This window comes from Spirillospora albida (assembly GCF_000718255.1).
GTDB lineage: Bacteria > Actinomycetota > Actinomycetes > Streptosporangiales > Streptosporangiaceae > Spirillospora > Spirillospora albida.
The window spans coordinates 1-228 of the sequence record NZ_JOFJ01000090.1 but is presented as its reverse complement, the minus strand read 5'-3'; the positions used below and the strand labels follow the sequence as shown (position 1 = coordinate 228).

1 rRNA gene is annotated in these 228 nt (G+C 56.6%); it reads right to left on the bottom strand.

From position 1 onward, the window contains the following. Positions 1-80 (bottom strand): 5S ribosomal RNA (gene rrf / locus IE99_RS0128665); the annotation flags it as partial. Positions 81-228 lie beyond the last annotated feature (148 nt).

Here is a 228-nt window from a genome sequence, read left to right as displayed (position 1 = left end):
GCAGTACCATCGGCGCTGAAGGGCTTAACTTCCGGGTTCGGGATGGGACCGGGTGTTTCCCCTTCGCCAAAGCCACCGAACGCCTCAACGCACCACCCCACGGGGTGGGCAAACTCGGCGTTCCAAGCATCAGCTCAGAAAATATGTTGTTGTAGCGGGTTCCCGATTGTTTTCTGGGAACCACACAGGGACGCGAACATTTCTTGCAGCGATTCGGTTTGAACGTTC